Source organism: Chryseobacterium indologenes (genome assembly GCA_016025055.1).
Classification (GTDB): Bacteria; Bacteroidota; Bacteroidia; order Flavobacteriales; family Weeksellaceae; genus Chryseobacterium; species Chryseobacterium indologenes.
In genome coordinates, this window is sequence record CP065590.1 from 2,218,148 (window position 1) to 2,232,308 (window position 14,161).

Sequence of the window (14,161 nt, forward strand, 5' to 3'; positions counted from 1 at the left end):
AAAAATAGGGAAAAAAATAGCATTGTGAAACGATCAGGAATGAAGTTTGAGCTTTATAATTGTTAAAAAATAATTATCTTCGTGCTCCAAATTTAAATGACTATGAAAAAAATGACTGTGTGCCTTTTATTTCTGGGCGCAATGCATACGATCAATGCTCAAAAAATTAATCTGGGAAAAGCAGCTGGAATCGTTTCTAATGGTGCAAAAGCCCTGACATTTACCAACGAAGATGCCATCAAATTATCCAAAGAATCAGTAGAATGGATGGATAAGAATAATCCTGTGGCGGGAGCAAAAGATCCATATACCGTGAGATTGAATAAATTGTTTGGAAAACACAAATCACAAGATGGCCTTAACCTGAATTACAAAGTGTACAAAGTAAAAGATATCAATGCTTTTGCTTGTGCAGACGGTAGTGTGAGAGTATTTTCTTCCCTGATGGACATCATGACTGACAGTGAATTACTGGCTGTAATCGGGAACGAAATCGGTCACGTAAAAAATCAGGATACAAAAGATGCCATGAAATCTGCATACCTGAAGGCCGCCGCATTAGATGCCGCATCATCAGCTTCGGGCGCAGTAGCAGCCCTTAATGAAAGCCAGATCGGAAAAATGGCCAATGCATTTTTAGATGCCTCTCACAGCAAAAAACAGGAATCTGAAGCAGATACCTACTCATACGATTTCATGAAGACGAATAAGTATGATGTTGTAGGAGCTTATACAGCTTTCAAAAAACTGGCATTACTTTCAGAAGGAAGTACGCAGACCAATTTTGAGAAGATGTTTAATTCTCACCCTGACAGTGAAAAGAGAGCGCTTGCAATCAAAAAGAAAGCAGAGAAAGACGGATTGTGGAAAGATCCGGGGACGGTAAGTCTTCCCACTTCAAAACTGACAAAATAATTATTTTATTTATTGTTTAAACGAAAATACCTCAAAGCTTTGCTTTGAGGTATTTTTATATATTTTTTAATGCTGTTATAAGATTAAGAATACATTTTTTCTCTTAATTCTTTTACCTTTTTATCAGCAAGATATTCGTCATAAGTCATTTCTCTGTCGATGATTCCTGTAGGAGTCAGTTCAATGATTCTGTTACAAACCGTTGAAAGCATTTCGTGGTCATGAGATGCTAACAAAAGATTACCTTTAAAGTTGGATAAAGAGTTGTTCAATGTTGTGATACTCTCAAGATCTAAGTGGTTGGTCGGTTCATCCAGTAAAAGTACATTTGCTTTCTGAAGCATCATTCTGCTGAACATACATCTCATTTTTTCACCTCCTGAAAGCACTTTACAAGATTTTAAAGCCTCATCACCAGAGAAAAGCATTCTTCCCAGGAATCCTCTTACGAATTCTTCATGGCGCTCTTCATCATTTTTGGTGAATTGTCTCAGCCAGTCCACCAGGCTTAAATCCTCCTGAAAGAAATTAGTGTTATCCAAAGGCATATGAGATTGGTTTGTTGTAACTCCCCAAGCAACTGTTCCTTTGTCTGGTTCAACATTTCCTGCCAGAATTTCAAAAAATTCTGTAATGGCAAGTGAGTTTTTAGAAAGTACCGCTACTTTATCTCCTTTTTTAAGATTTAAGTCGATGTTAGAGAACAATAATTCTCCATCTTTAGTCTTCTCAAGACCTTTTACATCTAAAATCTGATCTCCTGCTTCTCTTTCCATTTCGAAAATAATAGCCGGATATCTTCTTGAAGATGGCTTAATATCGTCAATATTTAGTTTGTCGATCATTTTCTTTCTTGCTGTAGCCTGTTTAGCCTTAGCAACGTTCGAACTGAACCTTGCGATGAAGTCCTGAAGTTCTTTTTTCTTCTCTTCAGCTTTCTTATTTGCCTGCGCTCTCTGTCTTGTAGCCAGCTGAGAAGCCTGATACCAGAAAGAGTAGTTACCTGTGTAAAGGTTAAGCTTAGAATAATCAAGGTCACCGATGTGCGTACAAACTGTATCTAAGAAGTGACGGTCGTGAGATACAACGATTACTGTATTTTCATAATCAGCAAGGAAGTCTTCTAACCAGGAGATCGTATCAATATCAAGGTCATTGGTAGGCTCATCCAGAATCAGTACATCCGGATTTCCGAAAAGTGCCTGAGCCAAAAGAACCTTTACTTTGTCTTTGTTCTCAAGTTCACTCATCATCTGCCAGTGCATATCATCTGTAATTCCTACGTTGGAAAGCATGGTTTGTGCATCAGATTCAGCAGTCCATCCTCCCATTTCGTCATAAATTACCCCTAGTTCACCAGCTTTAATTCCGTCTTCATCAGAGAAATCTTCTTTTGCGTATAACGCATCCATTTCCTCCTTTATCTCAAATAATTTTTTATTTCCTCTTAATACAGCTTCAAGAACAGTATATTGATCATATGCAAAGTGATCCTGCTCCAAAACTGACATTCTTTTCCCTGGTTCCAGAGATACATGCCCTGTTGTCGGATCTTGCTTCCCTGTTAGTATTTTCAGGAATGTAGACTTTCCCGCACCGTTTGCTCCGATGATCCCGTAGCAGTTTCCTTTGGTAAACATAATATTTACCTCGTCAAAAAGAACTCTTTTCCCGAATTGTAAAGATAAGTTAGATACTGTTAACATATAGTTTTGTAAATTTGGCGCAAAAATACGAAAAGAATTTGGGTATATTGTAATAATATAATACTCAAGTTTTTAAATGTAGGGTATTTTTTATATATTTCATTAACGAAATTTTAAAATGATGAAGATTGAAAAAACAGTTAACATATTAAATAGAAGAGCTCGGTTTGAATATGAAATTCTTGAGGAATACGAAGCCGGGATGGTTTTGACAGGGACAGAAATAAAATCTTTACGTTCTTCTAAAGCATCTATCACAGAATCGTTCTGTCAGTTTATTGATGGGGAATTATACATTATTAATATGATGATTGATGAGTATAAATTAGGCACTTTTTATAATCACAAAACAAAAAGGGAACGGAAATTGCTGTTGCACAAAAAAGAATTAACAAAACTTGAGAAAAAGTTAAAAGATGCCGGGAACACAATTATACCTCTGAAGTTATATATCACCGATCGAGGTAAAGCAAAGGTGCTGATAGCGCTGGGTAGAGGGAAAAAGCTTTACGATAAAAGAGAGGCGATAAAAGATAGAGAAAATAAACGGAACCTGGACAGAATATTAAAGAAAAGTTAAAAATCATTTGAAAAACTTTGTATATAAAGAAAAATTATATTTATTTTGCATTATCAATTATTTAATCATTTAATTCTATGAAAAATCTAAAATTAGGAATTTCAGCATTGGCGCTTACTGTCGCTTCTACTGTTTTCGCGCAGACTACCAATAATCCGTGGTTAATCGGAGTTGGTGCTCACGCAGAAAACCACGTAGCAGCACGTTCAAGCTTCAGTAATACGTTCTCTGCTAAAAATTTAACGAAGAGTATGTTCAATATGAACAACTTCTCTATTACACCTCCACTATCTAAGTTAACAGTTGCTAGAAACATTGGAAAAGGTTTCGTTATCGACTGGCAGACTTCAGTAGGAAATGTTGAAAACAAAAGATTCAACATGGGGAAAGAGTTCTACCTAATGACAGGTCTTGGTCTTCAGGTTAAAGCTGCAGGTCTTTTATGGAACGAAGAATCTTGGTTTGATCCATATTTAAGAGTTGGTGCTAACTATTTAAGACATGACTATACTGCACTTTCTTTCCCAAGAACTAGTGTAGATGCTAATGGTAACCCAATCGAAACTGTTCAAAACGGTAAAGATGGTAACGAAAATGGTAAAGCTAATTTCTTTGCTTTATCTACAGGTGCTGGTGCTAACTTCTGGGTAACTAAGAACTTCGGTCTTGGTGTTCAGGGTGATTATGTATCAACTCCAGGTGATAAATCTTCAGTTGCAAACCACTGGCAAGCTTCTGCATCTATCTTATTCAGATTTGGAAACAGAGATAGAGATAAGGATGGTATCCTAGATAAAGATGACCTTTGTCCGGATACACCAGGTTTACCAGAATTCCAGGGATGTCCTGATACAGACGGAGATGGTGTTCCAGATAAAGACGATCAATGTCCAGATGTAGCTGGTCCAGTTGAAAACAACGGTTGTCCTTGGCCAGATACAGACGGTGACGGTGTTATCGATAAAGATGATGCTTGTCCTACAGTAGCAGGTCCTGCTGAAAACAACGGTTGTCCTTGGCCAGATACAGACGGTGACGGTATCCTTGATAAAGATGATGCTTGTCCTACTGTTCCAGGTCTTCCAGAATACAACGGATGTCCTAAACCAGAGAAAGTAATCTCTGAAGAAGCTACAGGTGCTCTTAAAGGTATCTTGTTCAACTTCAACAAAGCTACGATCAGACCAGAGTCTAACGGTAAGTTAGATGAAGCTGCTAAGATCATTAAGCAATCTTCAAATGGTACATTCTTAGTAACTGGTCACACAGATGCTAAAGGTGCTGCTGCTTACAACTTGAAACTTTCAAGAGAAAGAGCTGCTTCTGTAGTTGCTGCTCTTGAATCAAGAGGAGTTAACGGTAACCAATTGAAATCTACTGGTGTTGGATCAAGAGATGCTAAAGTTCCTGCTAAAGCAACTGACGCTGAAAGAATGGTTGACAGAAAAGTAGTTGTTGAAGCTGTTAACGGTGCTGCTTGGGATGCACTTAAGAAATCTGATCTAGACGTAGTAGTGAAGAAGACTGTAGTGAAGAAAGGTAAAGCTCCAGCTAAAAGAAAAGCTCCAGCTAAAAAAAGAAAATAATTAATTTTTCTAAATAATGAATACCTCCAATTTTTTTGGAGGTATTTTTTTTTTGTTGACTTTTAGTTAATTTTGTTGAAAATTAAAAATTAAAATGGGAAGAGCATTTGAATATAGAAAAGCTTCTAAAATGGCCAGATGGGACAAGATGGCCAAAACATTCTCTAAAATAGGTAAAGATATTGCACTGGCAGTAAAAGCAGGAGGCGCAGATCCGGAATCCAATCCGGCACTAAGAAGATGTATCCAGAATGCCAAAGGGGCCAACATGCCAAAGGACAACGTTGAAAGAGCAATTAAAAAAGCAAGCGGTGCCGATGCCGAAAACTATGAAGAAGTTACTTACGAAGGATACGGACAGGGAGGTGTGGCTTTCTTTGTAGAATGCACTACAAATAATACAACCAGAACTGTAGCTAATGTAAGAGCTGTCTTTAATAAATTTGACGGAAACCTTGGAAAAAACGGTGAGCTTGCCTTTATCTTTGACAGAAAAGGTATTTTCACCATCGATTTGGCGCAAATCAAAATGGATTGGGATGATTTTGAAATGGAAATGATTGATGGAGGAGCAGAAGATGTGGAAAAAGATGAAGAGGAAGTAATGATTACAACTGCTTTTGAAGATTTCGGATCTTTATCCCATAAATTGGATGAACTTGGAATTGAAGCAAAAAGCGCAGAACTGCAAAGAATTCCTAATAATACGAAAGAGGTTACTGAAGACCAGTTCAAAGCCAATATGAAAATGCTTGAACGTTTTGAAGATGACGATGATGTACAAAACGTTTACCACAATATGGAAATCACTGAAGAGTTGATGAATTCTCTTTAAAAAAATAATATAGCATTCATATACAGTTAACTTTCAATTAGTTTCTTTGTATAAAACTATGAAATACCTTTCCTAAATTTCTAAACTATTGAAATTGTCGGGCGTTTCATTCGGCAAACCAAAAAAGCTGAAAAATATACGGATGAAAAGAAACGTTGAATTAGTTGTCATATCGGATGTTCATTTGGGAACTTATGGATGTAAGGCTAAAGAATTGTTGAGGTACCTCAATTCTATCCAACCCAAAACACTGGTTTTGAATGGCGATATTATTGATATCTGGCAGTTCAAAAAGTCTTACTTCCCTAAACCTCATTTGAAAATAATCAGAAAGATTCTTTCATTTGCTACTAAAGATACGGAGGTTTATTACATCACTGGCAATCATGATGAGATGTTCCGTAAGTTTACAGATTTTGAGCTTGGAAAACTTAAGGTTTGTAACAAAATTTGTCTTACCATTGACGATAAAAAAACATGGATCTTTCATGGCGACGTTTTCGATGCGTCTGTTCAACATTCTAAATGGATTGCCAAACTGGGAGGAAAGGGATACGATCTTTTAATCATAATCAATAATGTTGTCAACTGGTTTTTGGAGAAGATGGGTAAGGAAAAGTATTCGTTTTCAAAAAAAATCAAAAATAATGTAAAAAAAGCAGTAAAGTACATCGGTGATTTTGAGCTGACAGCTTCTGAACTTGCTATTGACAATCACTATGATTATGTGATCTGCGGGCACATTCATCAGCCGCAAATGCGCGAAGTGGTCACTAAGAAAGGTTCCTGTACCTATCTTAATTCCGGTGACTGGATTGAGAATCTATCCGCTCTGGAATATAATGATAAACAATGGAGGATCTTTTATTATGACGAGTATAAACACTTGCTCACAGATGATGGAGCAGAAGACATTCAGGAAATGGATAATTCTGATCTTTTAAAAATCGTAACCAATTTTACCTAAATGAAAATTTTATACGCATTTCAGGGTACCGGAAACGGACATATGGCCAGAGCCCAGGAAATAATTCCCATTCTAAAAAAATATGCATCCGTCGATACACTGATCAGTGGTCATCAATCGCAATTAAAGGCTGATTTTGGTATTAATTTTCAATATAAAGGTATTTCTTTACTTTATAATAAAACAGGAGGTTTATCCTACCGTAAAACGTTTACTGAGAATAAATTTTTCGATGCGTTAAAAACTATAAGGAATCTTGAGCTTTCCGGATATGATTTAATCATCAATGATTATGAACCGTTAACAGGCTGGGCTTCGAAGATGAAAGGGCTGCCGATGATTGAACTAAGCCATCAGGCATCAATGAGCTTTCCTGAAACTCCTAAACCTGATAAAAAAGATTTCCTGGGTGAAATGATTTTGAAATATTACGTTCCCAGTGAACGGAAAATCGGATTTCACTTTGAAAATTATCATCCCCAAATTAAAAAACCGGTGATCAGAAAAAAAATCAGAGATCTCAATCCGCAAAAACAGGGATATTATCTGGTATATCTTCCGAGTTTTGCAGATGAAAACATCATCAAAGTTTTAAGAAAGATTCCCGTACAGTGGAAAGTATTTTCAAAATACAGCACAGTTCGTGTAAAAGTAAAAAACGTTGAAGTTTTTCCTATTGACGAAATCCAATATCTGAAATATTTCGAAGGATGCGAAGGTATTCTATGCAATGCAGGTTTTGAAACACCTGCAGAAGCACTTTTTATGGATAAAAAACTGTTCGTAATTCCTATCCACAACCAATATGAGCAGGAGTGTAATGCCTGTGCCCTGGATAAAATGGGAATTCCTAATTCTAAAGTTTTAAAACTACAGGAAATTATGGAATGGGTAGCTTCTGACCAACATTTAAAAGTAGATTATCCCAATGATATTGAAGATATTCTTTTGAACGAAGTGCTAATTCTTTAGAAAAATATCATCCACATCATTCATCCTCATCATTACAGATCTTGCATATGAACAGTGAGGATACACCTTCCAGCTATTCTCCCTTGCAAATCTGATGGCTTCTTCAACTAAAAATTTTCCCATTCCCCTCCCTTCAAATTCAGGATGCACAAGAACAAATGAAATGATCAGTTTGTGATCTTCAGGGAAAATGGTATAGGTAAGTCTTCCTACTTCTTTAATTTCGTTATTTAATGTAAGTACTCCGCCGTTTCCGGATTTATTGTTTTCAAATTTCATGAGTGTGGACTTTGATTCTAAAGATACAAAAATTGAACCGACCTTTAATTGTAGGCCATAAGTAAATGATTTAGATTATCAATATTTTGCGCCTAATTATCTTTTCCCGTATAATAATTGTAATCTTTGATAATAACATTGATAAACTGCCTTTCCGTCATTTTTGTTGGATCTATTTCAAGTTTTAGAATTCCTTTTATTTTATCAGAAAGTCTGCTGATGATCTGACGGTCGTCTACTTTCAAAGCCTTTGTATAATTATCTTTAATGATCCTCATATCATTATCACTTAAAGCAATAACCTGAGGAAATGAAGGGATATAATCTTCCTTAATATGCTCTAAAATAGTATGGGAAATATTGATATTGTTCTTTAATGAAATAACAGCCGTCCCTGAGGCAATATCTCCCAGACGCTGATTGTTTTTAGACACGATCATTGAGATCAGTCCAACGATACCGGCAAATGAAACATCTACAATTCTGAATACCCATCGGATCATATAGTCCCCAAAGCTCGCCTGATATCCGTCAATCTTCACCACCCTTATTTTCATGAGTTTTTTCCCCGGAGTCTGTCCTTCCATTAAGCTTTCAAGAACTACCGGATAAATATATACGGGAAAGGTAAGAATGATATATATAGCCATGACAGACCATTGATCAAGACCATTCAGCAAATATCCTAAATCGAAAATATTGAAAAAAACATAAAGTATGATAATCACGTAAGCAACCCTGATGAGAAGATCAATGATGAATGCAAGCATTCTTTCTCCTACGCCGGCAATATTAAAGCTAATATTTACATTTTGTGAGGTATTTATCGCAATTTGAGCCATATTTTTTATTATTTTAGCTTTTACAATTATGAGAGAGGTTTATTTCATTAAACAAAATAAAGAAAAATGGTTGGGAATAGAACAGGTTATTGATGGGAAAATTAAAAAAAATCCTGATGACCTGTCTTCGTTGTACATCAACCTGATCAATGATCTTTCTTTTGCACAGACTTATTATCCTAAAAGTAATACAACCGTTTATCTCAATCACTTATCTTCTCAGATTTTTCAGAAGATCTATAAGACAAAAAGAGTGGAAGAGAACAGGCTTATTTACTTTTTTAAAACTGAGGTTCCCTTACTGGTTTATCAGTATCGACGGTATCTGATGTATGCTTTCCTCTTTTTTATTTTATTTACTTCCATAGGGGTATTATCAGGTATTTATGATAAAGATTTTGCCAAAGTTATTCTGGGTGAAGATTATGTGAATCAAACGATAGAAAACATTAAAAGTAATAATGCAGTAGGAATTTACCAGAGCGGAACTACCTGGGGAAGTACGATCGGAATTATTTTCAATAATATCCAGGTGGGAGCCAAATTGTATATCTACGGAATTGCCGGTGGAGTAGGAACTTTATTTGCTCTTCTGTCCAATAGTGTCATGTTGGGATCTTTCCAATATTTTTTCTATGATTACGGAGCTTTGAAAGACAGTGCAAGGGGAATATGGCTTCATGGGGTTTTTGAAATTTTTGCGATGGTGGTGGAAGCCATGTGCGGATTGATTCTGGGAGCATCAATTCTTTTCCCGAGAACATTTTCAAGATTTAATTCTTTTAAAAAAGGTTTTCAGGATTCATTTAAAATATTTTTGAGTACGGTCCCCTTTACGGTCTGTGCAGGAATTATTGAGGGGTATATCACCAGGCATGCTTTGAAAATGCCTTTGGTACTGAATTTTGCGATTATCATCACTTCACTTGTGATCATAGGGTTTTATTATTTTATATATCCTGCTATTGTTAATAAAAAAACTAATAAACACGTCAATGATACAATTTTATAAAAAAAGAGATTTTGGAACTTTCATCAGTGATAGTTTCAACTTCTTCAAATTATACGGAAAGAATTACTTTAAAAATTATATTCTTATTAACGGGCTGCTTCTGATTTTAGCCGCTGTGGTAGTTATTTTCGGATTCAGGGAGATTTTCGGACAGCTCTTAGGGCCTAATATGAGTGGGGAAACCTATTACTTCGAAAAGTACTTTTCTGAGAACACAGGCATGCTTGTGGTAGTGTCGGTATTGATGTTTATATTGTTAATGCTTATTGCAATCATTAACTATTTATACCCCGTTTTTTATCTGAAACGAATTGCTCACGGAGCCGAAAAAGTAAAGACAGATGAAATTCTGGATGACTTCAAAAAAAACTCGGGAAGAATAGGCAAACTGTGCCTCGGAATGATTTTTATTGTGGCACCATTGGTTTTGTTCGTGGTTGGATTTTCCTACCTCCTTGTACTGATCATTATCGGATTTTTTCTGATATTGCTTTTATATCCTACGATATTTAACTGTACAACATTTTTGATGTACGACTATTTTAATTCCTCAAGAGGCTTTTTAGAAAGCTTAAGCTATTCTATCCGCTCTCAGTTTTCTTACACCAATGGAAGTGAAAAGTCTCCGTTCTGGAAATATTGGGCATCTTCATTTGTCATGTTTATCATTATCTACATTGCAACGACCATTTTTACATTGGTTCCGATGATATTTTTCTACGGCTCAATACTGACTTCCACACCGGACGCCAGTTTTGAGGAAAATCCGTTTACCGGAGCTATGGGAATCGCTATGTTCATTTTCTACGGAATATCAATGATTCTCTCATTTTTCCTATCAAACCTGATGTATGTGAATGCCGGTATCATGTACTATGACAGCAGAACAGATCTTCACCAGAAAGCAGAACTTGCCGAAATAGACACGATTGGTATCAATGAATAAAATACTTTTTTCCATAGTATTTCTTTTTTTCTGGGGTTTATTCGGGCTCAGAATGATAGTCCTGTGGATGATCATTTGATAGATTCGTTATATGCTACGGTACATTATAAAAATATGCTTCCCGCAGATTCTGTTTTAAAAGCAAATCCGGTTTCGGAGAATACAGTATATCCCAAAACCTTTAAGAAAAATGTTCCGTCCAGATATAAGGGAAATGAATTTGATTATTCAGAATCAAAACCGAGAGAATCATTCTGGGCGAAATTAGTAAGAAAAATAAAAAATATTTTCAGGGGGATTTTTGGAGAAACCGTTTTTACCAAATCGGCACAATTTACAACAACATTGGTTAGATTATTTGCCATTATTCTTGTCGGCTTTTTATTGTATTTTGTTATCAGATATGTTCTTGGGAAAGATGGTAATTTTATTTTTGGTAAAAAGAACAGAAAATTAAATCTCAATGTAGAAGAGCTTCACGAAAATATTCATGAAATTAACTTTCCTGAAAGTATTGCGAAGTTCGAGCACGAGAAAGATTACCGTTCTGCGGTACGTTATCAGTTCTTATTTATTCTCAAAAAATTAAGTGATAAAAAACTGATCATCTGGAATCCTGAAAAAACAAATAAAGACTACGTTGGAGAAGTAAAAGCTCCTCACCTTAAAAAGAGTTTTCCGACCTTTCTCATATCTTCGAGTATGTCTGGTACGGAGAATTTGATATTACAGAGCAGAATTATCAAAAATTTAAAAATCAATTTCAGACCTTTACACCATAACTTAATTTACCATGAACAAAACTTTCAAAATATATGCTGTTATTTTCATCATTGTGATGATTATTTTGGCATTGCTTGAAGTTAATAAGAAAGAAACTACAGATTGGCGAAGGAATTTTGATCGCAATGAGAAATCTCCTTTCGGACTTTTTGTTTTTAGTAATGAAGCACAGGATCTTTTTAAAGGTAAGTTGAAAAAAGTGGAGCAGGCTCCTTACGAATATTATCAACAGTATAAAAAAGAGCCCCACAATATAATCGTTATTGAAAATGATATAGATAGGGAATCGTGGAAGAAAATTCTAGATGAGGTTTCAAAAGGTTCAGATGCGATGCTGATGGTAAGCAGAATGCCTAAGCAGATTTCGGATACAATCGGATACTATGATTCCGAAATATCATTTGAAGAGGAAAATGTATTGAAGCTTACGGAGAAAAAGTATCAGAATGATTTTGTTAAATTAGATAAATTTCCATCCGGAAGAGGGTTTTCATTTATCAGACCCGGAGTAGTTGTCCTGGGTAAAACAATAGAAAATAAAAATGCTGATCAGGCCAATTTCATCAAGGTGAAATTCGGGAAAGGCTATATCTATGCTCATAGTGAACCCCTTTTTCTGACAAACTATTATTTGCTGAAACCCGGAAATACAAAATATGCTCAGGATGTTTTCTCCTATCTTCAGGATAGAGAAACACTTTGGTTTGTTGAGAACAATTCAAAGGAATCCCGGTTCTTTATGAGGTTTATTTTGGGGAATCCTGCCCTGAAATATGCCTGGTGGGTGTTTCTGGGAGGATTGGTCTTATTTATTTTCTTTAATGCGAAAAGAAAACAGAGGATCGTTCCTGTTTTAGAGCCATTGAGAAATACTTCCGTAGATTTTGTGAAAAGCATAGGAAATCTATATCTGCAGGAAGGCGATTTTCATGATATGATGGCAAAGAAAGCTCAGTATTTTCTGAATAAAGTAAGAATAGATTTCCTTATCGATACACAGGATCTGGATGCAGACTTTGCCAAAAAGTTACAACTTAAAACAGGAAAACCTATGGAAATTATTCACGAAGCGATAAGCCTCATTAAGAAAGCACAGGACCCTTATGCAAACGTAATGAAAGAAGATCTGGCAAGAATCAATAAACTCCTTGACGAGATATTAAAATAAAAAGAGCCCTGACGGGACGATTTCAAACAAGATAGCAAGAAGTCCTGTCCAACCAAAAAATAAAAATTATGGAAAACCCTGATCACCCAAATATAGAAAACGAAAGCTCTGTCAACCTTAATAAACAGGAAGAGCAGTTCCAGTCACGAATCGATATGATCGAGCTTCGTGCCAGTTTGGATAAAGTAAAATCTGAGATAGGAAAAGTAATCGTCGGACAGGAAAGTATGATTGAGCACCTTCTGGCTGCATTACTTTCCAACGGGCATGTTTTGATCGAAGGGGTGCCCGGTGTTGCAAAAACCATTACTGCAAAATTACTGGCAAAAACAGTCGACGTAGGTTTCAGCAGAATACAGTTTACACCGGATCTGATGCCTTCAGATATTCTCGGGACATCTGTCTTCAGTATGAAAAATTCGGAATTTGAATTTAAAAAAGGACCTATTTTCTCCAATTTTATCCTGATTGATGAGATCAACCGATCCCCGGCCAAAACCCAGGCGGCATTATTTGAAGTAATGGAAGAGCGTCAGATTACTATGGACGGAACCCGGTATATTATGGAAGAACCGTTTCTGGTGGTGGCGACCCAGAACCCCATAGAGCACGAAGGAACATACAGACTTCCGGAAGCTCAGTTAGACCGTTTCTTATTTAAAATCAATGTGGGTTATCCTAACCTTGAACAGGAAATTGCCATCATCAAAAATCAGCACGAAAGCAAAAAAGAAGATAAAACAGAAGGAGTCGGTAAAGTGATTACTGCAGAGCAGCTGAAAAGCTATCAACATCTGGTGAAAGAAGTGATTGTGGAAGGTCAGCTGATGGAATATATTGCAAAGATCATCATCAATACCAGAGAAAATCAGTTTTTATATCTGGGAGCTTCACCAAGAGCATCGCTGGCACTGCTTACCGCTTCAAAAGCATTTGCTGCATTGAGAGGAAGAGACTTTGTAACCCCGGAAGATATTAAAGAAGCCAGTTATGCTGTTTTAAGACACAGAGTTATCGTGTCGCCGGAAAGAGAAATGGAAGGCCTGACAGCAGATGAAATTATCCGCCAGATTTTAGAAGGAATAGAGATTCCGAGATAGGGGATAGATAATAGGTGGCAGCTGATAGTGAGTGACTGTTTAAATAGTTACAAAATTATCATAAATGGCAAATTTTAAAGACCTTTTAGTCTGGCAGAAGTCTATTGATGTTGTTACTGAAATTTACAGGGCTACAGAACCTTTTCCTAAAGATGAGACATATGGATTGATATCATAAAGCAGGAGAGCTGCTGTTTCTATACCATCCCATATCTCTGAAGGAAACTCAAGAAGAAGTAAACCTGATTATCTGCAATTTTTAAAAATATCAAGAGGCAGTTGTGCAGAAGTAGAAACACAATTAATTATCTCAAAAAATCTTAATTTTTTAAATGAAAATGAGTATTTAAAATTAAACGGGAAAATTATACAAATAGCTAAAATGTTGAACGGAATTATTAACTCCTTACAATAATAATCATGATGAAAAAGCCAATAGACGTTTACCTAAAACCTTTCATCTGCAACCT

Annotated in this window: 13 protein-coding genes and 2 pseudogenes; 12 read left to right on the top strand and 3 right to left on the bottom strand. The window is 36.0% G+C overall.

The annotated features are described in order from the left end of the window. Positions 1-102: 102 nt before the first annotated feature. Complete coding sequence (locus H3Z85_10070; protein QPQ53629.1) at positions 103-915, top strand: M48 family metalloprotease; 813 nt, start codon at positions 103-105, stop codon at positions 913-915. Between the two features lie 83 nt (positions 916-998). Here H3Z85_10070 and H3Z85_10075 read toward each other — a convergent pair whose 3' ends face one another. After that, the gene (locus H3Z85_10075; GenBank protein ID QPQ53630.1) at positions 999-2,621 is read right to left on the bottom strand and encodes an ATP-binding cassette domain-containing protein; all 1,623 of its coding nucleotides are present in this window, start codon (positions 2,619-2,621) and stop codon (positions 999-1,001) included. A 121-nt stretch (positions 2,622-2,742) separates the two neighbouring features. On the opposite strand from H3Z85_10075, the gene smpB reads away from it, so the two are divergent. The 5 genes from smpB to H3Z85_10100 all read left to right on the top strand — a co-directional run bounded on the left by smpB (position 2,743) and on the right by H3Z85_10100 (position 7,561). Further along, complete coding sequence (gene smpB / locus H3Z85_10080) at positions 2,743-3,201, top strand: SsrA-binding protein SmpB (protein ID QPQ53873.1); 459 nt, start codon at positions 2,743-2,745, stop codon at positions 3,199-3,201. A 77-nt stretch (positions 3,202-3,278) separates the two neighbouring features. Beyond that, positions 3,279-4,787, top strand: coding sequence for an OmpA family protein (locus tag H3Z85_10085; GenBank protein QPQ53631.1), 1,509 nt, complete (start codon positions 3,279-3,281; stop codon positions 4,785-4,787). A gap of 94 nt (positions 4,788-4,881) precedes the next feature. Beyond that, the gene (locus H3Z85_10090) at positions 4,882-5,622 is read left to right on the top strand and encodes a YebC/PmpR family DNA-binding transcriptional regulator (protein ID QPQ53632.1); all 741 of its coding nucleotides are present in this window, start codon (positions 4,882-4,884) and stop codon (positions 5,620-5,622) included. A gap of 142 nt (positions 5,623-5,764) precedes the next feature. Further along, complete coding sequence (locus H3Z85_10095) at positions 5,765-6,589, top strand: UDP-2,3-diacylglucosamine diphosphatase (protein ID QPQ53633.1); 825 nt, start codon at positions 5,765-5,767, stop codon at positions 6,587-6,589. Continuing rightward, positions 6,590-7,561, top strand: a complete 972-nt coding sequence (locus H3Z85_10100) for a glycosyl transferase (protein QPQ53634.1) — start codon at positions 6,590-6,592, stop codon at positions 7,559-7,561. It begins immediately after the preceding gene. On the opposite strand, the gene H3Z85_10105 is transcribed toward H3Z85_10100, so the two are convergent. Beyond that, a complete protein-coding gene (locus H3Z85_10105; GenBank protein ID QPQ53635.1) occupies positions 7,550-7,840 on the bottom strand; it encodes an N-acetyltransferase in 291 nt (96 codons plus the stop codon). The two genes, H3Z85_10100 and H3Z85_10105, sit on opposite strands and share 12 nt — an antisense overlap. Before the next feature lie 92 nt (positions 7,841-7,932). After that, complete coding sequence (locus H3Z85_10110) at positions 7,933-8,682, bottom strand: RDD family protein (GenBank protein ID QPQ53636.1); 750 nt, start codon at positions 8,680-8,682, stop codon at positions 7,933-7,935. A gap of 28 nt (positions 8,683-8,710) precedes the next feature. On the opposite strand from H3Z85_10110, the gene H3Z85_10115 reads away from it, so the two are divergent. From H3Z85_10115 to H3Z85_10140, 6 genes and pseudogenes are all read left to right on the top strand, one after another. Continuing rightward, positions 8,711-9,694 carry a stage II sporulation protein M gene (locus tag H3Z85_10115; protein QPQ53637.1) on the top strand — a complete coding sequence of 328 codons (984 nt, stop codon included), beginning with the start codon at positions 8,711-8,713 and terminating at the stop codon, positions 9,692-9,694. Further along, on the top strand, positions 9,678-10,640 hold the full coding sequence (locus H3Z85_10120) for a DUF4013 domain-containing protein (GenBank protein ID QPQ53638.1): 963 nt from the start codon (positions 9,678-9,680) through the stop codon (positions 10,638-10,640). The genes H3Z85_10115 and H3Z85_10120 overlap by 17 nt, the downstream gene beginning before the upstream one ends. Before the next feature lie 18 nt (positions 10,641-10,658). After that, positions 10,659-11,422 (top strand): annotated as a pseudogene (locus tag H3Z85_10125) (DUF4129 domain-containing protein). 11 nt (positions 11,423-11,433) lie between these two features. After that, on the top strand, positions 11,434-12,591 hold the full coding sequence (locus tag H3Z85_10130; protein ID QPQ53639.1) for a hypothetical protein: 1,158 nt from the start codon (positions 11,434-11,436) through the stop codon (positions 12,589-12,591). A 68-nt stretch (positions 12,592-12,659) separates the two neighbouring features. Continuing rightward, entirely contained in the window at positions 12,660-13,691 is a 1,032-nt protein-coding gene (locus tag H3Z85_10135) for a MoxR family ATPase (GenBank protein ID QPQ53640.1), read from the top strand. Positions 13,692-13,755: 64 nt separating this feature from the next. Beyond that, positions 13,756-14,106 (top strand): annotated as a pseudogene (locus tag H3Z85_10140) (four helix bundle protein). Positions 14,107-14,161: the final 55 nt, after the last annotated feature.

What these genes read in the sequence shown, in the direction of transcription:
- H3Z85_10070 (QPQ53629.1), top strand. Translation starts at nt 103, where the DNA reads ATGAAAAAAATGACTGTGTGCCTTTTATTTCTGGGCGCAATGCATACG.
- H3Z85_10075 (QPQ53630.1), bottom strand. Translation starts at nt 2,621, where the DNA reads ATGTTAACAGTATCTAACTTATCTTTACAATTCGGGAAAAGAGTTCTT.
- smpB (QPQ53873.1), top strand. Translation starts at nt 2,743, where the DNA reads ATGAAGATTGAAAAAACAGTTAACATATTAAATAGAAGAGCTCGGTTT.
- H3Z85_10085 (QPQ53631.1), top strand. Translation starts at nt 3,279, where the DNA reads ATGAAAAATCTAAAATTAGGAATTTCAGCATTGGCGCTTACTGTCGCT.
- H3Z85_10090 (QPQ53632.1), top strand. Translation starts at nt 4,882, where the DNA reads ATGGGAAGAGCATTTGAATATAGAAAAGCTTCTAAAATGGCCAGATGG.
- H3Z85_10095 (QPQ53633.1), top strand. Translation starts at nt 5,765, where the DNA reads ATGAAAAGAAACGTTGAATTAGTTGTCATATCGGATGTTCATTTGGGA.
- H3Z85_10100 (QPQ53634.1), top strand. Translation starts at nt 6,590, where the DNA reads ATGAAAATTTTATACGCATTTCAGGGTACCGGAAACGGACATATGGCC.
- H3Z85_10105 (QPQ53635.1), bottom strand. Translation starts at nt 7,840, where the DNA reads ATGAAATTTGAAAACAATAAATCCGGAAACGGCGGAGTACTTACATTA.
- H3Z85_10110 (QPQ53636.1), bottom strand. Translation starts at nt 8,682, where the DNA reads ATGGCTCAAATTGCGATAAATACCTCACAAAATGTAAATATTAGCTTT.
- H3Z85_10115 (QPQ53637.1), top strand. Translation starts at nt 8,711, where the DNA reads ATGAGAGAGGTTTATTTCATTAAACAAAATAAAGAAAAATGGTTGGGA.
- H3Z85_10120 (QPQ53638.1), top strand. Translation starts at nt 9,678, where the DNA reads ATGATACAATTTTATAAAAAAAGAGATTTTGGAACTTTCATCAGTGAT.
- H3Z85_10130 (QPQ53639.1), top strand. Translation starts at nt 11,434, where the DNA reads ATGAACAAAACTTTCAAAATATATGCTGTTATTTTCATCATTGTGATG.
- H3Z85_10135 (QPQ53640.1), top strand. Translation starts at nt 12,660, where the DNA reads ATGGAAAACCCTGATCACCCAAATATAGAAAACGAAAGCTCTGTCAAC.